Source organism: Sneathiella sp. P13V-1 (assembly GCF_015143595.1).
Classification (GTDB): Bacteria; Pseudomonadota; Alphaproteobacteria; order Sneathiellales; family Sneathiellaceae; genus Sneathiella.
Genome location: NZ_WYEU01000003.1, coordinates 471,407 through 492,883 on the forward strand (window position 1 = coordinate 471,407; position 21,477 = coordinate 492,883).

The 21,477-nt window shown below is 45.8% G+C and carries 21 protein-coding genes and 1 tRNA gene; 7 read left to right on the forward strand and 15 right to left on the reverse strand.

Features of this window, described 5'->3' with window-relative positions; all coding sequences use genetic code 11:
* Window positions 1–25: 25 nt before the first annotated feature.
* Both GUA87_RS15325 and GUA87_RS15330 read left to right on the forward strand, forming a co-directional pair.
* On the forward strand, window positions 26–1,162 hold the full coding sequence (locus GUA87_RS15325; protein ID WP_193717470.1) for an NADH:flavin oxidoreductase/NADH oxidase: 1,137 nt from the start codon (window positions 26–28) through the stop codon (window positions 1,160–1,162).
* 96 nt (window positions 1,163–1,258) lie between these two features.
* Window positions 1,259–1,693 (forward strand): nuclear transport factor 2 family protein, encoded by a 435-nt coding sequence (locus GUA87_RS15330; RefSeq protein ID WP_193717471.1) that lies wholly within the window; start codon window positions 1,259–1,261, stop codon window positions 1,691–1,693.
* Window positions 1,694–1,755: 62 nt separating this feature from the next.
* Here the strand turns inward: GUA87_RS15330 and GUA87_RS15335 are convergent, their stop codons facing one another.
* Window positions 1,756–2,397, reverse strand: a complete 642-nt coding sequence (locus tag GUA87_RS15335; protein WP_193717472.1) for an NAD(P)H-dependent oxidoreductase — start codon at window positions 2,395–2,397, stop codon at window positions 1,756–1,758.
* 123 nt (window positions 2,398–2,520) lie between these two features.
* Here GUA87_RS15335 and GUA87_RS15340 point away from each other — a divergent pair, with 123 nt between their 5' ends.
* The gene (locus GUA87_RS15340; RefSeq protein WP_193717473.1) at window positions 2,521–2,898 is read left to right on the forward strand and encodes a winged helix-turn-helix transcriptional regulator; all 378 of its coding nucleotides are present in this window, start codon (window positions 2,521–2,523) and stop codon (window positions 2,896–2,898) included.
* A 31-nt stretch (window positions 2,899–2,929) separates the two neighbouring features.
* Here the strand turns inward: GUA87_RS15340 and GUA87_RS15345 are convergent, their stop codons facing one another.
* The 3 genes from GUA87_RS15345 to GUA87_RS15355 form a co-directional block, all read right to left on the reverse strand.
* Window positions 2,930–3,913, reverse strand: coding sequence for a tetratricopeptide repeat protein (locus tag GUA87_RS15345; RefSeq protein WP_193717474.1), 984 nt, complete (start codon window positions 3,911–3,913; stop codon window positions 2,930–2,932).
* 229 nt (window positions 3,914–4,142) lie between these two features.
* Window positions 4,143–4,445, reverse strand: coding sequence for a DUF465 domain-containing protein (locus GUA87_RS15350; protein ID WP_193717475.1), 303 nt, complete (start codon window positions 4,443–4,445; stop codon window positions 4,143–4,145).
* A gap of 126 nt (window positions 4,446–4,571) precedes the next feature.
* Window positions 4,572–5,492 (reverse strand): hydrogen peroxide-inducible genes activator, encoded by a 921-nt coding sequence (locus tag GUA87_RS15355; protein WP_193717476.1) that lies wholly within the window; start codon window positions 5,490–5,492, stop codon window positions 4,572–4,574.
* Between the two features lie 225 nt (window positions 5,493–5,717).
* Here GUA87_RS15355 and GUA87_RS15360 point away from each other — a divergent pair, with 225 nt between their 5' ends.
* The 3 genes from GUA87_RS15360 (at window position 5,718) to GUA87_RS15370 (ending at window position 8,140) form a co-directional block, all read left to right on the forward strand.
* Window positions 5,718–6,677, forward strand: a complete 960-nt coding sequence (locus GUA87_RS15360) for a sodium-dependent bicarbonate transport family permease (RefSeq protein ID WP_193717477.1) — start codon at window positions 5,718–5,720, stop codon at window positions 6,675–6,677.
* A complete protein-coding gene (locus GUA87_RS15365) occupies window positions 6,677–6,991 on the forward strand; it encodes a P-II family nitrogen regulator (RefSeq protein ID WP_193717478.1) in 315 nt (104 codons plus the stop codon). The genes GUA87_RS15360 and GUA87_RS15365 overlap by 1 nt, the downstream gene beginning before the upstream one ends.
* A 270-nt stretch (window positions 6,992–7,261) precedes the next feature.
* Window positions 7,262–8,140 carry a lipase family protein gene (locus GUA87_RS15370; protein WP_193717479.1) on the forward strand — a complete coding sequence of 293 codons (879 nt, stop codon included), beginning with the start codon at window positions 7,262–7,264 and terminating at the stop codon, window positions 8,138–8,140.
* Between the two features lie 166 nt (window positions 8,141–8,306).
* On the opposite strand, the gene GUA87_RS15375 is transcribed toward GUA87_RS15370, so the two are convergent.
* From GUA87_RS15375 to GUA87_RS15420, 10 genes are all read right to left on the reverse strand, one after another.
* Window positions 8,307–10,160 (reverse strand): UvrD-helicase domain-containing protein, encoded by a 1,854-nt coding sequence (locus tag GUA87_RS15375; RefSeq protein WP_193717480.1) that lies wholly within the window; start codon window positions 10,158–10,160, stop codon window positions 8,307–8,309.
* Complete coding sequence (locus GUA87_RS15380) at window positions 10,157–12,148, reverse strand: ATP-dependent nuclease (protein WP_227712043.1); 1,992 nt, start codon at window positions 12,146–12,148, stop codon at window positions 10,157–10,159. Before GUA87_RS15380 ends, GUA87_RS15375 begins: the two co-directional genes overlap by 4 nt.
* Before the next feature lie 74 nt (window positions 12,149–12,222).
* Window positions 12,223–13,530: a hypothetical protein gene (locus tag GUA87_RS15385; protein ID WP_193717482.1), complete on the reverse strand. Its 1,308-nt coding sequence runs from the start codon at window positions 13,528–13,530 to the stop codon at window positions 12,223–12,225.
* Window positions 13,531–13,577: 47 nt separating this feature from the next.
* Complete coding sequence (locus tag GUA87_RS15390) at window positions 13,578–15,365, reverse strand: helix-turn-helix domain-containing protein (protein ID WP_193717483.1); 1,788 nt, start codon at window positions 15,363–15,365, stop codon at window positions 13,578–13,580.
* A gap of 934 nt (window positions 15,366–16,299) precedes the next feature.
* On the reverse strand, window positions 16,300–16,614 hold the full coding sequence (locus GUA87_RS15395) for a hypothetical protein (protein ID WP_193717484.1): 315 nt from the start codon (window positions 16,612–16,614) through the stop codon (window positions 16,300–16,302).
* Between the two features lie 5 nt (window positions 16,615–16,619).
* Window positions 16,620–16,943, reverse strand: coding sequence for a hypothetical protein (locus GUA87_RS15400; protein WP_193717485.1), 324 nt, complete (start codon window positions 16,941–16,943; stop codon window positions 16,620–16,622).
* Window positions 16,944–16,956: 13 nt separating this feature from the next.
* Window positions 16,957–17,232, reverse strand: coding sequence for a hypothetical protein (locus GUA87_RS15405; RefSeq protein ID WP_193717486.1), 276 nt, complete (start codon window positions 17,230–17,232; stop codon window positions 16,957–16,959).
* A gap of 90 nt (window positions 17,233–17,322) precedes the next feature.
* Entirely contained in the window at window positions 17,323–18,930 is a 1,608-nt protein-coding gene (locus GUA87_RS15410; RefSeq protein ID WP_193717487.1) for a hypothetical protein, read from the reverse strand.
* Between the two features lie 2 nt (window positions 18,931–18,932).
* A complete protein-coding gene (locus tag GUA87_RS15415; RefSeq protein WP_193717488.1) occupies window positions 18,933–19,265 on the reverse strand; it encodes a plasmid mobilization protein in 333 nt (110 codons plus the stop codon).
* Window positions 19,262–19,486 (reverse strand): hypothetical protein, encoded by a 225-nt coding sequence (locus tag GUA87_RS15420; protein WP_193717489.1) that lies wholly within the window; start codon window positions 19,484–19,486, stop codon window positions 19,262–19,264. The genes GUA87_RS15415 and GUA87_RS15420 overlap by 4 nt, the downstream gene beginning before the upstream one ends.
* A 176-nt stretch (window positions 19,487–19,662) precedes the next feature.
* On the opposite strand from GUA87_RS15420, the gene GUA87_RS18335 reads away from it, so the two are divergent.
* Window positions 19,663–21,375, forward strand: a complete 1,713-nt coding sequence (locus tag GUA87_RS18335) for a recombinase family protein (RefSeq protein ID WP_227712086.1) — start codon at window positions 19,663–19,665, stop codon at window positions 21,373–21,375.
* Here the strand turns inward: GUA87_RS18335 and GUA87_RS15435 are convergent.
* Window positions 21,332–21,408 (reverse strand) — tRNA-Met (locus GUA87_RS15435). The two genes, GUA87_RS18335 and GUA87_RS15435, sit on opposite strands and share 44 nt — an antisense overlap.
* Between the last annotated feature and the right edge of the window lie 69 nt (window positions 21,409–21,477).

Genomic DNA, 21,477 nt, shown 5'->3' on the forward strand with positions numbered 1-21,477 from the left:
CATCTAGTTAAGGAACTGATACTAAATGGCTGCCCTCTCCTCCCCTTTTACGTTGCGTGACGTTACTTTCAAAAACCGGATCGCAGTTTCCCCCATGAGCCAATATCGGGCCATCAATGGATATGCCAATAATTGGCATCTGGTGCATTTGGGGCGATTTGCCATGGGCGGTGCAGCCCTCGTCTATGCGGAGGCCACAGCCGTTGAAGCAGATGGCCGGCGCACGCACGGTGATTTAGGGCTTTGGGAAGATGAACAAATAGAAGGTCTTCGGCAGATCACAAAATTCATCTCGGATGAAGGTGCTGTTCCCGGTATTCAGCTCAGCCACGCGGGCCGCAAAGCATCAGAACGCCGCCCTTGGCACGGGGAAACCCCGGTTGATGAAGAAGACATTACCTTACGAGGCGAAGCCCCCTGGCAGCCCATTGCCCCTTCACCAATTACCTATGCCGATGACTGGCCAGATCCCACGGTGATGACAGAAGCGGATATTGAGCGGGTCATTCACGCCTTTGGGGAAGCGGCGCGGCGTGCCAAAGAAGCTGGGTTCAAAATCATTGAAGTCTATGCCGCCCACGGATTTCTCGTTCACCAGTTCCTGTCTCCCATTTCAAATCTTCGGCGCGACAAATGGGGCGGAACTGCAGAAAACCGGCAGCGTTTTGCCATTGAAGTCGCACGGTCGATCCGGAAGCATTGGCCCGAGGAGCTTCCACTGGCCTTTCGCCTCTCTGCGACGGACTGGCTGGATGGTGGCATTGAGGTCGAAGACACCGCCCAGATTGCCAACGCATTAAAAGCGGAAGGTGTTGACTTAATTGATTGTTCCAGCGGTGGCATTGCCGGTCGTGACCGCCCCCGCCGGATGGAAATCCGCCAAGGTTTTCAGGTTCCATTTGCGGCTAAGGTTAAGGAAGCAGCAGACATTCCAACAATGGCGGTTGGCTTTTTGTGGGATGCCAAAATCTGTGAGGGTATCATCGAAAATGGGGAAGCGGACATGATTGCCTTGGCGCGTGAACTCCTCGACGATCCGAACTGGCCGCTGCATGCCGCGACAGAGTTACAAAGCAATGACAATCATGAAAAGTGGCATAACGAGTTTGGCTGGTGGCTGATGAAACGTGACCGTCTCTTAAAGAAACTCGGTATTCGGTAGCCGTAAACTTAAGCCTTTTCCACATCCTTAAGGGGTGACTTAAAGATATTCTGGGCTATGCTCGTCAAAAAAGAAACAGAACCTGGGGGCAAAATCTTGAATATTGAACAGTTTATGGCGGCTTATAAGCGCGTGTGGGAAGGTCAGGATTCTGAAGGGTTTGCAGCCCTTTTTACAGAAAATGGGGAATATTGGAACACACCCTTTCAGGTACAGAATACACCTGAGTTACGGGCGACCTATTGGGACCGCATCAAACTTCAGGAAGATATCTCGCTCCGCTATGAGGTTTTGGCAGATAATGAAAAGGGCGGTGTTGCCCATTGGAATGTGACCTATCAGGTCGCGTCAGAAGAGCTGTTTGAGATTTGGGCAAAATCGACGGGCACTGGATTACCAGACCGTAAAGCAGGGGACCCTCTCCCCCGAATGGAACTTGATGGAACGCTTCAAGCAAGTTTTACAGACGACGGTTTGGCCTCTTGCGTCCGGATCTGGTGGCATTCCATCCCGCGTTTTCCAGAAGCGTAAAGCCTTCAAAATAAAGAGCCAGCTTCAAGATCATCTCGAAGCTGGCACATTTTGGCTGCTCGTTACTCTACAAGAGTGACAATTGTGTCTTTGGATTTCCGAACCTTCTTCATCGGAAGCAGCCAGTCCCCGCTTGTATCGCGATAGCCCAATGGCAGCAGGATCACGGAACGCAGACCACGCTCTCTCAAGCCCAAAATCTCATCAACTTTTGCAGGATCGAAACCTTCCATCGGGGTGCAATCCACTTCCTGTTCAGCCGCGGCCACCAAGGCGATACCGAGCGCGATATAGGCCTGACGCGCTGCGTGGGCATAGTTGGTTTCCGCATCACGCGGCACATAAGTGGCTTTCAGGTTCTTGTAGTATTCATCCATCAAAGGCAAGGAGCCACGCTCTTCTGTCATGAGTTTAGTGACGTCATCAATGCGCTCTTCGGTGTAGTTGTCCCAAGCGGCAAACACCAAAAGATGAGAGCCATCAGTAATCTGCGCCTGGTTCCAGGCAACTTTCTGGATCTCGGCAAGTTTCTCTGGGTTTGTCACGACGAGAAGCTCGAAAGGTTGCGTGCCGCTGGATGTGGGTGTCATCCGAATGGCTTCAACGATTGTGTCGACTTTTTCCTGAGGCACAGCCTTTGACGGGTCCATTTTCTTGGTGGCATAGCGCCAATTCAGCTGTTCGAGAAGCGTACTTTTTGTCATTTTATTCTACGTGGTCCTATAAAAATTACACTGGTATACATTTGTTACCTGCTATATATAGAGAACCATATTAAGGCACAAGAGGGCACACGGCTGAAACCTGGTAACATAGAGGGAACTGTGATGGGCATTACGGCACAATGTACAGATTGCAAACGCATCCATGATGTTCTGTCCCGGGTCGGGGACAAGTGGAGTGTGTTGGTGATCATTTCCCTTTCCCAATACGGAACTCTGCGCTTCAATGAATTAAAACGACATCTGGGGATTTCCCAGCGCATGTTGAGCCGTACATTGCGGGAATTGGAGCGCGACGGCCTCGTCAACCGCACCCAATATCCCACTATCCCCCCAAAGGTGGAATACTCCCTCACCCCGCTGGGTCACTCGTTCAAAGAGCCCTTGAGAGAATTAGGCCTCTGGGCCGTCGAAAACCTACCCAAAATCGACAAAGCAAGAGAAGCGTTTGATGAGATGAATGAGGTTAAGGAGGGGGTTTAACTTCCTCATCCACTGAGGCTGGGGCGCAAATTTAGCAGCCTTTATATTTAGCTTTTTTACACTGCTCTGCCATAGCTAGTGCATGCGCTTTTTGCTCTGCACTCAAAGCTGGGCCTATGGTATTCATAAGACTTGTTTTTTCGCCTCTTTGTATTGCTAGGGCAGACCACATGTATCCTCTAACGAGATCACGGGAAGTTCCGCGAGCCAATACATACAGATACCCCAACTTGGCCTGAGCCTTTCCATATCCTTGTTCGGCAGATAGTTTTAACCACTTAAACGCTTCGTCTAGATTCTTTTCAACTCCAAGCCCCTTCTCATGGAAAGTTGAAAAATTATACTGCCCAATCATGTCATTTTGCTCAGCTGATCTACGAAACCATCCAATAGCTTCCACTGTGTTTTTAGGAATACCTTTCCCCTGAAAGTACATAACACCTAAGATATTTTGAGCTTTTGCATTATTTTGATTAGCTGATTTAAGGTACCACTTATAAGCCTCTTGATAATTCTTTGTAACACCATCTCCAAACTCATAGAGTCTGCCCAATTTAAACTGAGCTTCTGATTTCTCTTGTTCCGCGGCAAGTCTATACCATTTAGCCGCTTCAACAGGATCGCGAGTAAGGCCTTTATTCTTGCTAAGCCAGGTGGCTGGAGCGCCCGAACGGTAAAGGTTACCCAAATTTATTTGCGCAGTTGCATTACCTTGTTCGGCTGCAATTTTTAACCACCGGATACCCTCTTTGAAATTTATAACACCGCTCAATCCTGTAACATACATAACCCCTACTTCAACCTGCGCTCTGACATCTCCATTTTCAGCGGCTTTGAGATATTCTTTTTGCGCCAGTGGATAATTATGTTTTTTAAATGCCTCATTGCCCTTTTCATAGTCTGCCAACACCAAATCCGTTGATGTTGTGAATAGGATTTGGACTAGTAGTGCTACTAAAATCATCTTCCCGATTAGGCGGCCACTGATTGCAACACTCTCAAGTTTAGCAAGCATTTGATGTTGTCCAATTCTAGTTCTCATTTTCTATATTCAGGCTGCCTCTTTGGCGATTCCGCCCCAAATTATCTTCAAAAAAGAGATTTAAAATCAAGGTTAATCCCCTTGAACATGTAAACTTAATACTCTTAACAACAAATTTCTCATTACCTCAAACACCCAACGCTTAATGAACTGGCGGCGCTTATCATGTAAAAAACCCCGCGAAAGTCGCGGGGCTTTTAAGTTAGCTCAAGGAGCGGATGTTATCTTTTACCTTCAGGCGTAATCTCTTCAGTTTTTGAAGTCGGATACTGTCGGGGCGGGGTCTGGCGATTTCTTTCGCTATCTTTTGGTTCAAACCGACAATCTTGCTTTTCAAAGATGCAATTCTTGATGCAACAGCCCCTCTTTTGGATCTGAATTTCTGCAGCGTGCTTTTCGCGCGCTCCTTCAATCGCCTGCGATCCACCTTTATCTCGCGACGCGCTGACGAAGAGCTATTCTCCGATCCATTAGGGGCGTTCCGATCCACATGAGAGCCGTTCATCTATATCTCCTCCGATTTGATTTTCTACCTATCAGAGGTGGGTATTTTTTCCGGTTCTTTTAATTGATAGGGGCTGGCAGGGTCATTGATTTCATCAATCAAATACCGACACGCCAATTAGCCCCGTCAATTCAGCACGGTGACTTCCGGTAATTTCTCTTTTGCCTTCTTCCTTACCATTTCGGCGATTTCGTTAAACAGCTGAGACTGAACAGAGCGTTTGCGCCAGGTGAGTCCAATCTGGCGGTAGAGTTTCGGGGTTTCCAGATCGAAGACCTTAATCTCCCCTCGCTCTCCAATTTCCGATTTGATGTAAAGCGCGGGCAAGACCGTAATGCCCACGCCCATGCCGACCATCAAACGAAGCGTATCAAGGCTTGTGCCTTCATAATCGCGTAGGGGTTTTGCGTCGCAATCCTCGCAAAGCTGCATCACCTGATCATAGAAATGATGGCCGCGTTCCATGGTGAGGACATTCTCTCCCGCCAGATCTTCTTTCACCAGTTTTTCTGTGCCGACAAATCTGTGATCTGCAGCAGTTGCGATTTTCAAAGGCTCCCGAAACAGGTTGGCGATGACCAAATCAGAATGATTGATCGGCAGGGGAGAGAAAACGATATCATGAACACCGGCCTTCAGATCCAGCTGTAACTCCTGTGGTTTTCCCTCCTTCACATAGAGTTTCAGATGCGGATAAGTAGCATGTAATTCTGGCACAATATGAGGTAACAGATACGGGCCAAGCGTCGGCGGCACACCGATCCTGATGGTGCCTTCAAACCCATGTTGCGACCCCGCAGACAGGCTTTTAATTTCTTCAACCTCTTTGAGGATGCCCCGCGCACGCTCCGCTATTTCCCGGCCTAAAGGGGTCAGCATGACGTTATGCTGACTTCGCTCCACCAGAGAGGCTTTCAGTTGCTTTTCCAGCTCCTTGATCTGAATGCTCAAGGTAGGTTGGGTAACATTCATCAACTCTGCGGCACGATGGAAATGCAGCTCTTTTGAGAGCGCCACCAGATAACTTAGCTGTCTTAACGTCGGCATTATAAAACTTCCTCTGGCCCTATATATCGCCTGAACAATCAATTTCTACAACATTGATAGATAAAATCAATCAAACAACTGTTCGTTATCAATTAGCCTTTCGCAGCTGCAACACATTATTAAACCTGATCGACAGCGACTTTTTGAAAGACACGCGTTCCTGACGGAACTGACGTCGACATTCAATGAGCCGCGACAATCGGACTAATAACGAGTTGAAACCTTATGGATGTTCTGTTTTCACCGGTAATTCTGTTCTTTCTCTTAGGAGCGCTCGCCGCATTTGCGCGCTCAGACCTGTCGATCCCTGAACCCTTATCCAAAGCCCTTTCCCTCTATCTGATGTGTGCCATCGGCCTGAAAGGCGGGATACTGGTTGCAGAGAACGGGTTCACGGCAGAGATGTTTCTGGCCGCCGGGGCGGGCCTGCTTTTGAGCGTTTTGATCCCTGTGATGGCGTTCGGGATTTTGAAAAGTTTTGGAAAACTTGACCGGACAAACGCCGCCGCTGTGGCCGCGCATTATGGCTCGGTCAGCGTTGTAACTTTCATTACAGGCAATCAGATCCTGACGGGCCTTGATATGGCGCCAGCGGGATACATGATTGCGGTTCTGGCGCTGATGGAAACACCTGCCATTATTGTCGGGCTTTATCTGGCGAGACGGGGTACAGAAACTGGTGCCCAGCCAAAGGGGGACCTCTTGAGAGAGACGCTCCTTAACGGGTCTGTGGTGCTCCTCACAGGTAGCTTCATCATCGGTCTCATCATTGGGAAAGAGGGCTTTGAGCCGATTTCACCTGTTTTCCAGACCGGATTTACCGGATTGTTGTGTCTGTTCCTGCTTGATATGGGCCTCCTTGCCGCGCGGCGTTTAAGACATGCCCAAACTCTCACGCTAAGATTAGTCTCGCTTGGTGTCGCCTTCCCAGCCTTTAACGGTCTCTTGGGCTGCGTCATCGGCGCAGCGCTCGGCTTTGATGCGGGAACAACAACAGCATTGGCATTGCTTGCGGCAAGCGCCTCCTACATCGCGGTGCCAGCGGCAATTAGAATGGCGCTGCCAAAAGCGGATGCGGGTCTCTACCTTGCCATGTCGCTGGCAATCACTTTCCCGTTCAATATTATCATTGGTATCCCCTTATTCACTTCAATCTCTCTCTTTATGGTGCAGCTATGGTCGTGATGACGAAACGTAAAAAACTCGAAATTCTTGTTGATGCCCCCTTACTTAAACGGGTGCGTGACCTGGTCAACAGTGCTGGTGTCTTTGGCTATACTCTCTACCCAACCTTTGGAGGGGAGGGAGAAGGTGGGCGCTGGCTTGATGATCAGGTGACAGGCGGCGCTGGCAGTAAAATCCTGTTTGTAACGATCTCCGACAAGGAAGATAACGAGCGGCTGCTAGACGTCCTAACGCCGCTTCTTGAAGAATATGGCTTGATGATCACTGTCTCGGACGTGGATGTCCTTTTTGCTCCTACAGAGGGGGAAGCTTAGCCTCCAACAAAAAAGGCCCCACCTTACGGTAGGGCCATTTTTATTGGTTGCGGGGGCACGCAAGCAACGACAGTCTATCCGATTTACTTGCAAGATAGATAAATTCTAAAACGAATATCGATATCACATCCAATCTATTGGCATACACTATTATCAAACAAGAACATTAAGTAGATTTTTAGGATCTAAAATACTATCTTAATGAGATATTTCTAGTAAAAGGCAATTTAGCTCTATGGTACCAATGCAACTAAGGCAGGGATCAAAAGCATGCAACCTTCCCCTTGGCTGAATAGTCGGGAAATTTGGAAACTTGTTCATAAGTTGAACTGGAGCGATTCCGATTACGATATACACAAGATGTACTTCCTCAGCCTCTTTTCTCATCTAGTGTATTATAAAATTACTGTTCAAGAATTTGCACAATTTCGTAGAGCAACAGTAGTGCCTAGCTTTTCTTTTCAAGAACAGATTTACAACCGCGATTTAGATTTTGAACAGATAGTTAGACCTTTGGACGTGGAAATTCTTGACATAATCGAAAACGAATACTTCATAGCAATAATATTTAAAATAAAAGATCTAAAAATTATTTCATTCAGAGGCACATCAAACTTATTTGACTGGAGAATAAATCTTGACGCTAGAGGTATCGACTTTTATGAGGGGCGATTTCATCATGGTTTTTTTTCTGAAACAATTAGAACCTTAAAAGAACTATCTAGAAGCAATTATTTGAAAAATGGTTTGATTTATCTAACTGGGCATTCGCTTGGCGGCGCACTAGCGGGTGTGATGAGTGCACTGACAACATCATCAATAAAGGGAAATTTGGTTTCAGTTTATACATTCGGCACCCCTAGGTTTGGCAACAACAAGTTTTCACTTCCTTGGCAAAAACCGTATTGCTGTATTCGGAAAGGTGATCCCGTACCCAACACACCACCAATCTGGTTGGGATATGAAGATCCAGAATTTCTTATAAACACATGTGGCAAGCCAATTGATTTTGATCGAGGTATTTCAGAAATGAACTTTGTGAAACTGACCCTGAAACAATGGAGGCTCGAGTTTTTTAATGATCACTCTATGGAGGGATATGTAGAAGAAATTCTCCAAAAACTTAGATTGACGTCCAACCTCTTGTAAAAGCCAATTTACTATTAGGCATCATCTAGACGTTCTTGGGTCGAACCGAAATCAACGTGATTATCAGCATCTTCTAAACACCTATGTGCTTATATATTTATTGTTGTGAGCGGCTCCAAATCTTCAAACATCTAGGAATATCAAAGATGCAAAATTCCTATTGGTTCTAAAGCAATGTTGTTCCGTCGATATGCCGAACACCTGCTGGCACGAGAAGCTGTTCAAGCCAATTTATCGCTTCACCTCTTTCTCTACAAAGAGTAAAAAAGGCGCGCTGTTCGGCCCGAGTAAGCGCAACAAAAAAGACGTTCAAATCCTCTCGGTTATTTGGTTGAAGGCTCCACCAAGTCCGGTTGTCCAAGCCATAGAAAATCATCGTATGGAACTCAAGCCCCTTGCTCTTATGGATTGTCATTAAAGGTACTTGACCTATTCCTTCAAACTCATCCAAAACACCTGACCAATTTGCAGCCATACCGCTGCACTCTATGAGCAACGCCACAAATCCATTCCACGCACGATCAAAGTCTTGTTCCCGCCTATACGCTGGAAAAACTTGTCGAATAAGATCTACTCCCCAAAAATCTCTTACGGCAATAGCCATCTCTCGTGCAGTATCGACAGTAAGTGGTTGCTCCCGCATTTGACGTTTGAGAGTTCGCACAAAATCCTGCAGTTTTCGCTGTTTGCGGTCGCGCGAGGCATGGTCAGCGGAATCAATGCGATACATGAAATTTAAATTCCGTTGAGATTTATCCCAATCCAACGGATTCTTATGAACTGCCCCCAGACGTAGCAACGGTAAGAGCAACCCGGTTAATTCTTCATCGAGCAGGTCCTGAATGGATATTCCTTCAATATCGCGGGCAAGGTTACGCAGCCGAAGTCCTTCCGCAGCGAAGGCCGGGGTCAAATCATCTTCGACGCTGTTCGCGTATATTCGCACCAGCAAACCAATTTTATGTGGCTCAACACTGCCAGAACGAACCTCAGCTGCGATCCAACCTGCTAGTATCTGGCGCTCAGTTCGCGAGTCAGGAAAGTCCCAAATAGCCGAGATATCCCCATCTACACGTCGCACACCTCGTGCCACAGGCAACTCAACCAGCGGATCAAGCCGTTGAGCGATGATGTGTTGAATAGCGACCAAATCTTCATGAGAGCGCCAGTTAGAAAGGAGAGAAATTCGCCTCGCTGAGTAGACCTGTTCAAACTGTTCAAAGGCATCTGGCATTGCACCGGCCCAGCCCATAATGCGCTGTTTATCATCACCGACGGCTGTAAATTTGGCCGGACCTCCATGAAATGCGGTGTTGAGCAGATCAAATTGTGCATGTGTGGTGTCCTGGAACTCATCCAAGAATACAAATGGGTATGTCTTCTGAAGGGCAATCTTAATTTGGTTATTTTCTCTCAACATCCAATGAACAAGTCGGTTGATCATGGAAAATGATAACCGTACTTCACCAAGATCATGAAAGTTTTCCTGCCAGAACTCTGACACGGCACGAGTGCTGACATTTTGATCCTCAGCTAAAGGAAGCTCCTTCAGAGCAATAGCCTTCTCTAACTGCTGAGTGTTGATACCATACAATCGGTGGCGGTTCAGAAAATCCTCAAAATCCTGTCGTTTCGGCATTATAAGCTGGTAGTCCCTTGGCGGCATCCAAGGATCAGGAATTGCTTTTCTAAAGCGATCTAGCATGCTTTTTGTAAAAGCATCAAAAGTCAGCGAGTCAAAACGACAAGCCTGCCCAGTAGTGCAGCGTGAGGTTACTCGGTCAGATAGATTGCGCGCAGCATCACGTTTAAAACTTATCGCAAGAATCCGGCGCGGTGCCGGACAAATACCGGTTTGAAGGAGAAATGCCGCTTTTTGCGCAAGAAACTCTGTCTTACCCGCACCTGCGCCAGCGGTAACTAAAACACTTTCACCTGACTCGCGCAACGCTTCCCATGCGCGTGGCTCGAGATTATCAATGCCCTGTGGTCGCCAGCCCTCTCGACTTACCAGCGTCATGCTCCATTAACCTCAAGGCCGAGCGCCCCCATTACACGTGTAATTAGTGCCCGAAGTTCAATTGGAGCCAATCGTGCAAGGTCAGCGTTGCTGATGCGGGACAGAGCTACGATATGTGTCTCTGGTTTGCTTCTACTCAAGAAAAGATATGGATACCATCCAAAATCTTCGTCGAAACTGTCGTCGTAAAGCGCACCATCTCCACCATGCTTGAGAGTGGTTTGTTTCTTACCTAAAATAGCATCCGCGCCAAGGCGTGGTCCACGTCCACCATTATTTGGATTTTTATAGGCATCGCCGAACGCTCGCAGCATCGAAAAATCTATATCAAGCGGATAAGAAAAATACACATTCTGTGTCGCAAGAGACTGCAACCAGACATTGGCCTCCCAACCATCAAGAAAATTTCTATTTTGAAGCCCGGCAGCATGCGGAACATTATCCCTCCCATATTGGCTACCAATTGCAACTAATTGGTCCAGCGTAGTTCGGAGCATATTTGCCCCTCCATGCAGCCTCCCAAGGTCAAAGTCCATAAGCGTGGCAAAAGGGATGCCCAGACCAGAGAGTAATCGCCAAAAATGCCCAACAAAACGACCAGCGAGGGGGACAATAGGAACAAAAGACTGATCGAGGTCGACTCCCATTGCTTGCGCAACACGAGGTATTACAAGACGCTCTGAGTCTCCCTCACCGAGGATTACGTACCGAGCAAAATAAATTTCCGGATATGCTTTGACAGCAAGGCGTACAAACTGACGAGCTTCTAAATCTTCAGTGGGTAACTCGATTTCTTTAACAGCAGATTGTCTCGTTTGCCTATCTAGTCTGAAGAAACGCACCTCTTCAGGATCAATGCGGCCGAGGATAGCCGGTGAATGGCTGGATAGTGCAACTTGTGCTGTTGGGTTCTCTGAAATGTCACGGGCTTGACGTATAATGCGAGAAAGAAAGAAGGGAGAAAGACTGTTTTCAGGCTCTTCGACGGCAAGCAGTGTGAGATGCGCTTGTCTCAGCTTCTCATGCTCGAATGGACTTTCTTCGGGTGACACCAAAAAGGCGTCACGTTCAACTTCCAAAGTAGCCGCAGTCAGCGCGATATGAAACAAGGATCGCTGGCCGTCACTCAAATCGTCCATGGATCGTTCTTTGCCTGCTTCATCTGGAGAGAACGTAAACATGGCGTTACGAACAAGTTCCTCAAAGCGATCTTCGATCAAGCGCAACATAGGGGTCGTGTCTGTATCAGCCTCATGAACCTCCTTCCATCGATTAGCGAGGCGTTCGAGTACAAATTGGGCTGGCGCCTCTCTTTCAAAACCTTGCTGTGTTGATAATGTTGAGGTTGCCGCAACGTCTTGAAATTCTTGAGTCCAGCGTGCTGCTTTCCAGAGACGACCTTTTAAAATTTTTGCAACCTGACTATCAGCATCGCGCGCAGCTGGAATATAGATCAACTGGATTGAACCGCGTTCCGCGGCCTGAACTCGCCTACATTCCTCCCATTCAAACTGTTCATCTAGAACGGGAATCCAACGTATATCTTCATCTACACTGCCATCGGGCGTGCCATCGTCTGTCCAAATGGCCTGAAGCCTCATGCGAACTTTCAGTGGCGCTCCAGGAGCGGACGCTCCCATTTGTAAGAAGAATTCAGGAACTGCGTCCACGAAAGCTGACTCATCTAGCTCCTCAAGTTCCGGAAACCCGAAAACGGCTTCAAGCACCAACGATGAGCCCGAAGCCAATTCTGGATTGTCTCGAGCAAGATGAAAATCACGTCGTGTAATATTACGCTGGTGTGAGCTAATCCCAAACAATCTGGATAGCGCCTCGAAAGCTGCTGTTTTTCCTGTGCCATTCCCGCCAACAAACACAGTAAGGCCCTGATCCATAGAAATATGAACTTCTTCATCTCCAAAACATCGAAAATTTTTGAGTGTCAAGACTTCAAGTTTCAATTTGAATCCCCTTTGAAAGAAGGGCATGTAGGAAAGGCGGTAAACCTATATATTTTCATTTATTATTTCACTCTCCACTATACGTGGCATGAACATACTAGTTATACTTCAAGGCAACGAACAATAAATTCTGACATGCTATCCCACATAGCCATCAAATGTTTATCAGATGGCGCAAAATCAGGCGAATGGATATAACGGTTTAATGTATCTGCTGAAACCAACTGATCTGATTGTCCAAATTTTTGGGTGGCATTGAATTGCTTTTTATTAATTTTACTTCGGTCAAATAAGTGCTGCCCTACTTTTTTAACTCTTAGCGCAAGTTTGTCATTCTCGTGAACTGAAGTTACTTGCTGATTAACATAATTTTCAACTGAAAGCTCTAAAAGGACCCGAAATAAAACAGAAATAGCATTGCGATGATTGTGTAAATCGAGCTCAAACTGTAATTCTTCCCAGATCTCATGATGTCTTTGCAGCCTGCCGGGCCAAGTAATACCATACTCTTTCTGAGGAATAAGCGTTGTTCTAACTGACGGTTTAGGCGCAGGTTTAGATTTTGCGGGTTTTGTCCCCCGTGAAGGAACAATATTAGTTCCGTAATTTGCTAATGCGTCAGCGGCTGTTGGTAGAACGCCTTCTATTTCTAGCTTATCAAGATACGCTCTTTTTGCATCTACATCCCAAAGATCATTTAAGACGATCTTTCTAGTTACTAAATCGTCGGCAACGCGTGCAAAAGCAGACAAAACCTTACCCTCATCGTGAGTAAACTCAAATTTCTTTTTACTAATACTAAAACCGAGGCGGTTTCTGAATGTTTCGGCTGATAGAAGCCTGTTCATTGTCGAACGAGGTATCTTACGCCGCTTTGGCAGTAGGCCTGCCTCTGAAAGCCTTTGCTCGATCTCATCCGAGACATTGAGGCCGCCGCCCTGACCTGTCCGCAAGATAAAGTTGTCTTTCATTCGGTCATCCCAAGTAGACTGTCCTACCCCACTTTGGGACCCTGTATGGCGACGAAACAGTATACTATCTAGCCTGTCACGGTCATCTTCAACATGGCACGAAATCTTGTCCGTCAGTTTACCTGACCACTGCTTACACAGTTCTGCGAAGAACTCCTGGAGTTGCATCGTTGGAGCGCGAGATGGTTCAGATAAAAGCTTAAGACAGGTAACGCGTCGATTGCCATCAAACACAGTGTAAACGCCGTTGTCGCCGGCGATAAGTGGAGGTTCGTAAATTGTACCTTGCTCCACAATATCTTTAGCAAGATTTCTCATATGTGTTTCACGCGTGTTGAACAACCAAGCAATTGCAGCGGTTTCGTTCTCAAGTTCTCCATGCCTATCGTTAGCACGATTCACTCGCAAATCTTTGAGTGGGATATTTCTTAATTTCATGAATACTTATTCTTTGCTGATTGATCTGAAATCTTCAAACTGTTATTTCAGGCGTTGCCCAGTTCAGATAACTCTGTCTCAAGTAATTCAATATTTCGGAGGCAAGTATCTGCACCAACGTCGTTATTGTGCTCCTTAAATACTCGCTGTCCTTCCTTAAAACAGGAGATTGCCATTTCAATGTCAGTCTTGGCAGTTTCAGCATTTTCTCTCTTTGCGTGGTTGCCAAAAACGCTTCCTAAGCGGCACTGGATGTAAGCCCATTTTGCCGGGTGCGAGTGTTCTCCATGAAATTCAGCGGCTTGAGTATAGGATTGGATCGCCCGAGCAAAATACATCTCGTACAATTCAGGGGGAGCATCAAGACCATGAGAAAATAAGACTTCGGCCAAACCAAAGTGGGCCTCTGCAAAAGCATCAGGGTATTGAACAGCAGGATACGTTTCTACTGCTGCCAAATAGCAGGCAATCGAACGAATGCGCAGAAAAGAGGCGGCTTTATCATCAATATCATCAGCTCCAGCTTTATGTGCAAGCAAACGTCCTAAGTTAATTTGGGAGCCTCCCCACGTTTCTTGATTCTTGAAAAATTCACTTGTAGAGATTGCTTCTTCATAAGCTGCTATAGCCTTATCTTGTGTATCAGAGGCCATACTATCCTTGTTGCCAAGCTCTCCACGTAAAATTGCAGCCCCTAACCCATTGTATGCAAAACTCAAAAGCTCTTTAAGTTCTTTTGGTTTCTCTTTCGATTTAATAAATTTTATGGCCTCTTCAAAAACGCCACATGCACTATCCGCAAGAACAGGGTCTTCCGAAACATGAGATAGGTCCGACAAGCAGTTACCAAGAGATATTTTAGCTGATGCCAGAGAAAAGTAGTTATTCGATTGACCAAGTAAATTTATGGATTTACGAGCAAACTCAACGCCCTCAAGTAATGTATCTTGAGCAATTGAACTATCACTGAAGGCGGCTTGATGTCGGGTTACAAGACTAAGTTTAAAATACATCTCACCGAAAACTGCAGGGCTCTCATCTAAAGAGTAAGACTCTAAGGCCGTTTGGAGCAATTTTCGTGACACCCAGAATGGAGATGATAGAGATCGTCGGCCTGTTTCATAAATAGCACCTGCCAGATCACTAAAGACACAAACCATTTTTTTCTGATCAAAGGGCAGAAAATACAACGCCGCGGCTTTATACATCTCAAAGCAACTTGCTAGATCGCCCTCCAAAAACTTGTTATCACCTCTAAGAATACGTATTTTTACTTGTTTTCGTATTTGTTCCAGAGTTTTCTCGTTTTGTTGTAATTCTTCAGCTTCACATAATAGTGTCTCAACCAGAGAGTATTCCCCTTCAGACAATGCAGCTATTGCGGCCTCTTTTATATTGGAAATTTTCTCATCAGCAGCGTTTATCGCTAAAATGCTTTTCTTGATTTGCGAATATTCTTTGGCCTTTGCATTTAGAAATTCTCCAAGCTCATTTAGAGTAGCATTTTGGTTATTGTGTTCAAATTGGATTGCAAGGTTTTCAATTAATGTTGAAGCTTCAGAATATGCAAGATCTAACTGACCGTTGGGTGGCCTAATTGCACGCGCGGCGCACTCCGCGAGTTCATCATCGCTAATACCAAGAGTAACAATTATTGGATCAATTGTTTTTGGATGAGGATTGATTACCTTCCCACTCTCTAGTTCACTAATTCGTCGTGTTCTCCCTGTTGAGCCATATGCGTCTTCTGCAAGCTGTACTTGCGTTAAGCCAATAGCTTTTCTTTTGCTATAAATCAGCTCCCCCAACAGTTCTCCGAAGTTCTTTTTTGTCATTTTCCGCATATTTTCCGCATTTAATCCACAACCAAACCGCAATCATTAGTTGAAACACTAGCATATATTTTAATAGCGCGACAAATATGTCTTCCAATCGGCAATCACTTAAATGCGGAAAGTTTATAAAAATGATTTTTAGTAAAAAAATTTCGGTACTTTCATCGTTACTGTTTCTAGCCACCTTCTTTGGCTTTGATGTAGCATTTGCTGCAACATTATTATCAGTTGCAGCATCAATCCTTGCATTGTTGGAATAACACTCAGCGTTATCTGTCAGAACCTTTGGCACAGCATTGATGTTGCGAACACATGGGTGTTTTTGAAGATTTCATCAAAGGCCAGTGATCATAGATTAGGGTTATTGACCCAGAGTGATTGGCAAATCGGTTTCTAGAGCAAAAGAGAAATGTAAGGCTGGAATATAAAATGAGCACATAAGCGCTGTTTACCTATTCTCCGTAGTATTCCCTAAAACGGTCGTAAAATACGGAGAACGATCAATCGAATTAGAAGTTTTCATAAAGAAAGCCGTCTCGACATGTTGAGTAGTGGTAAATGTGACTTGCAGAGCGTCGGAGCAAAAACTCAGCAATGCTTGTCGGCTAGCAAGCCATCAAAAAGGAGAAAACCACCAATTAGTAGAATTTAGCTGCACAACCAAAAAAATTTAGATCGATTATTCTCTTCCACTAACGTCTTCATAACCGATGCTTGTTTGGCAAAATCATATGTCTAATCCAATAGATAACACCGAATAAACATCTTTCTATATCTGATGAAATCCCAGAAATTTGCATCCAAACCCTCGCCTACACAACATCAATCAAGTTGGAGGGTTTGGAGAAATCAAAACATATCAACATAAATCTCTCAAGGAAGCTGTTGAATATAGGAATTTCTCCCTTGCATTATAGAATTTGGAAAACATGATCTAAAACCCTCCCCTAAACACCTCGTGCGGTAAATTTCCCACCTCATCAAAGCTATCCAAAAAAGACGTAACCTGTTTTTGGCGGATAATCTCAAGGGGCGGATAACCGCCCCTTTTTTGTACTTCTTCTTTTACAACCTCATCTGAGACAAGGCCGGGAATCCGTAACTCATGCTGATGATTGAGAATAAATTCATTCAGTACTTCTTTACGGATATCCTCGGCTTCCGGATCGTCTAACGGTAGTTCAAGAACAGACCGGGCCTTGTCCTGATCAAAGTAATAAACGGTGGTCATGTTTTCTGTATAAGCCAAGATGATTATTCCTTGTCAGAAGTTGAGTTGTCCGGTGATAAAGGCCGCGGAGCTTCAATGGTGAAATTACGGATACTGGAGACCAGGATAGGCCCCTGTCCGTCCAATTCATCCACCAATTCAATGATCTTTTCATTGGAAAGGCCTGCTCGAATTTCAAGCCTCTGACCATGCTTCATGCAAAAAGACATGGCCTCTTCGAATTCTTCAACTGTCAGCTCATTATCTGGAACTGCGGCCGCTCGATGAACAACCTCTGGGGGCCGATTATCAAAATAAGTGATTTCAATGTGATGCTGTTCATTAATGATAGAAGGAATTTGAGACATAAGCTGCCCTTTCTTAATTTACATCAATTGGGAGAAGGAGAAGACTGTCGATCTTGCGAGTGACCATGATTGGTCCAAAACCGTTATGTTTCTGTACAGCTTCAATAACCTCGGCATCCTTGGCGTAGCCGATACCTGTAAAACCCTTGTTATAAGTTTGAAAAAACAGCTCTGCTGCCTGTCGTTCACTTTCAGTAGCAGACCCTCCTGTCATCGCAGGGATAAAGAATTCGGGTGGTTTTTTAGTGAAGTAAATCGCTTGTGTAATAGCGGACGAGTTAATTTTCATAAGATAACCTCATCAAGGTAAGAGTGTTGGAATGTTTGTCCGGACACCTGTCCTTCTGGACAAACATTCCAATACTCGCCACCCTCACACTTACCGTTCCATGCCCATGTCTCTCCTTCTCTTGTCAGCTTTCCTTTTGGCCTCAGATCTTTTAAGTTTGAGGGCCCTTACGCGCTCTTTAATTGGCTCATCAATGAGAGAACTGTAGCTTGTAAATTTTGCAGCGAAGTTTCCAAATCTGCGTATCTTTGTTCCTGCTCTGATAATTTTCTGTTGTAGGTTTCCTGCAAAACGTTCAATTGCGTCATATTGTCGTTCGCGTTTTCCAATGACATCTGAGAGGCAGACACACGCTTTTCCCATGCTATGGCATAATCTGCGATAAGCATGTTGTCCGCTCTGCAGCTCGCGATTTGCTCTTCCAAAACTTTCAGTGACCCGTTTAAAGAATTGCGATCTTCGCTTTCGGAGTCTAAGAACGTCTTCAATTTGCTGACTAAACCCTCTGCTTCGCTGATTTGTATATTCAAATTCCATTTCAAAGGCTTGAGTTCTTCCCGCACTATCTGCCGGATGTTTTCCGTCAGCAGCTGTTGGATCTCTGTCTGGTAGTTCAGTTTGTTTTTCATTTTCATCCGCCTCAATTGTGAATAGGTCTATAAAATTGTCATTGTTTGGAACTGGCAATCGCTCCTCGACAAGGGCATCCTGGAATTGATCCGCCAGGTCCCAGATATTGGATGGAGGGTCGACGAGAAGTCTCTGACGTTCTGCTTCCTCCGCCAGGACCTTCCGATAGCGTTCGCGGTTTTGTACAGCTGTTTTTTCCAGCATGGATAAATATCGGGCTTCAGCTTCTTCAACTGACTTTGGATTGTTCTTTTCAAACTCAGCGATTTGGTTCTGATCGACCTCTTTATCAAAAAAGCCAGCAAAGCCTTCCTGCATGGCTTCACCTTTGAGGCGAGCACGCATTTTAGTTCCTGGAACAAAAACAGACACGGTCTGTTTGTTTATCCGCGCAATGTCGATATTTAAGTCCTTCATGTATTCAATCACCTCATCTCTGGAAGTGAGGTTCATTGTTCGAACGCCCTGATCGACAAAAGCAGAAAGGTGTAAACGGAACTCGTCTACATTCAAATCATGAATAGTGACATCCTTTAATAAGCAATCTGGAAGCTGAACAAATTGACGGCTGTGATATTCGCGTGGGTTCTGCCAGCCGTGTTTCATATCAAAGTAATCGCAAAACGCATCCCAGCGTTTATTGAGGGTATGGCCCTGCCCAGTGTTGACGGGTGGCTTGATGTCATAGTAGCGAGCTTTCTCAGACATCAACATTCGGGGCAACAGGAAATGGATTTCATGGTGTCCATTTTCTGTATGGGTATGACGTACGAACAGAACTGGTGGACGCAGTTCATCTGGAATGCCAGGAAAAGCAGCTTCCATGAATGCATCCATGACCTCCTGTTCTTGCTCCGCTGTAACAACATCATCGGGATGCCAGGATAGAACACCAAAGGTCCGCGGATTTTTGTATTCACACCCATCAATCAAGGAGGTAACCAGCTCCGGATCACCCCTCAACAATTGAGGGGCCGGATTACGGAGCTGTCCCTTGTGGACGGGCATAAGAAGATAGATTGCGGTTTCCGTGGCAGGACGTCGTACTGTTTGAGGAAAGACTGACATGATCATGCATCTCCCCTCAGATAGCGCCCTACGATTGCTTGAACGCCACTCTCTATATGCGCAAGCAGATGAAGAATGTCAGCAGCATCAGTCCGCTCCTGGTGACGGTTGCTTGCGCGAGCCAACTGGTTGAGATTTACCCCGATGCGGGTCAGCTCAACTTTGAGCGCATGAAGCTCACCACGGGGATGAACCACAGAATTTGCAAGCAACAACCGCACAAATTCTGATCGGGTCATTCCCGCGGCGGTGGCCTGGACATCAAGCTTACGCAGATCACCAGCTGACATGCGCACCTCGAAGCGGTGCTCCTTTTTTGAGGGAGAGTTCATCATAACTCACCTCCCTCAATAGGGGTCCTTAGGGGATCTTCCCCTGAGCAAGGTGCATTGTCCGGATCCGCCCCCCTGTGGGGCGCGTCCGGACAATGCATAGCCTTGCGACCATCAATATTTGGCTCATTTTCATTGGCTGGACGTGAACGGACATAGGATATCGCCGCAAGTTTTACGAACTTTATGCAGATGTCATCGAGTGCTTTGATTCTATGGGGCATGATTAGTTCCCAAACTAGGTTTTGCGTTTGACGGTCAAAACAAAGACCGCCGGTTCAAAATCTAGGTGAGTTCATTTTTTTAATTGGGCCGAAATATTTTTTGAAGGGCTGGAGACCCAAAAGAAATCAGCGACCTCATGTACAGGGTACCGTAAACAGAAAGAAAGTTTTCAAACATGAATAACCTGACTAACAAGACCCCTAAACCTCGTGTTGGTATTTACGCGCGATATTCTGACCCTAAACAAAACCCACTGTCTATTGAGGACCAAATCAGACTATGTGAACGAATGGCAACTGATCTCAATGGCGAAGTCGTGGATTGCTATGTAGATGCAGCCATCAGCGGCAAAACCACCATCAAACGCGAAGCCATTCAAAAATTGGCTGCTGATGTCAAAGCAGGCAAGCTGGATATAGTTATTTCTGAATCCATTGATCGATTGTCTAGAAAGAAAGGTGACTCTGATAGCCTTTATGAACTTTGTGATTTCTACGGTGTCAAAATTTACACTTATGAAGATAAATGGGCGAATAAGCTGAACGTTGGTTTTAGAGGCATAATCAGTGAACAATATCTTGAGGCACTGGCGCATAAAACAAGGCGTGGTCTGGAGGGCGTGGTTCGCTCAGGTAGAATTCCATCCGCACCCCCTTTTGGCTACCGCCCAACAAATTTCAAAAATGAACTTGGTGAAAGAATTCCAGGTGTCATTGAGGTTGATCATGATAAGGCTCTGTACGTTAAATTTATTTTTGAAGAGTATGACAAAGGGCATTCCGCTAAAGCGATTGCAACTGAACTTAATAACAAGGGAATACTGTCACCACGTGGCAAACATTGGACAGACAACGCAATTCTCGGTAATCGCAAGATAGGAAGTGGAATTCTAAACAATGAATTGTATGTCGGTGTTTTGGTGTGGAATCGTCAAACATGGAAGACCAATCCTGAGACGGGCAACAGAAACAGTCGTGTAAATGCGCCTAATCAAATTGTTCGAGAGGCAATCCCAGATTTACGTATTATTGAGCAGGACCTCTGGGACCGGGTTAAAGAGCGTCAGAACCGCAACCGCCCTAACAGAGGCAAAGTTGCTGGACGTGAGTTAAGCCAGTACCAACGCCAGAAGCACCTCCTAAGTGGGGTTATGCACTGTGGAGAATGCGGTGAAGCCCTCACCATCGTACAAACCAATACCTATGGCTGTAGCAATCACCGCAAAAAAGGTATTTGTAAGAACGATGCCCATATTGACCGCGCCGAGATGGAAAGACGTGTCCTAGCCAATTTAAAGAGGATCATGTCAGATATACCTTTTGTGGATCAATTCATCCAGAAAGGGAATGAAGCTCTAAAGGAGCAATACGCTTTGCGAACTGCAGAACATGCCCACAGTGAACAAGCCTTAAAAAAGATCAAACGGGATATGGACGCCACTCTACTTAACCTGAGTAAAAGACCAGGGTCAGATGCGTTGTTACAGAAACTGGATAAATTGGAAGAAGAAGAGAAGAAGCTGCAAAAGCTGTTAGCGTTAAAAGCACCTGAGCCTTACCCTGACTATACGCAAGAGCTTTCTAGTGCTTTCAATCATGTCATGGAGCGTCTAGAGAATTATCTGACAGATGAGAAAGTAAGAGCACAAGCAATCGAACTCCTTCAGAGCCTAATTGACAAGATCGTTGTTACTCCTGGTGACTATCCCGAGGTAGACTTACGCCCAAACAAACGCGGTAAACTCAGAAGAGTGATCAAAGATATTGAACTGACTGGAGAATTGGCTTCCGTCTATCACTTTGCGGAGAACCCGGAGGGTTTCTCACACAAAGATAGACTGTCGTTGGTTGCGGGGGCAGGATTTGAACCTGCGACCTTCAGGTTATGAGCCTGACGAGCTACCGGGCTGCTCCACCCCGCGTCAAACTTGTTTGACGCAGTCGGCGCGGGTAATGCTTAAGCATTGCCAGCCGACCGTGTTTAAACTTGT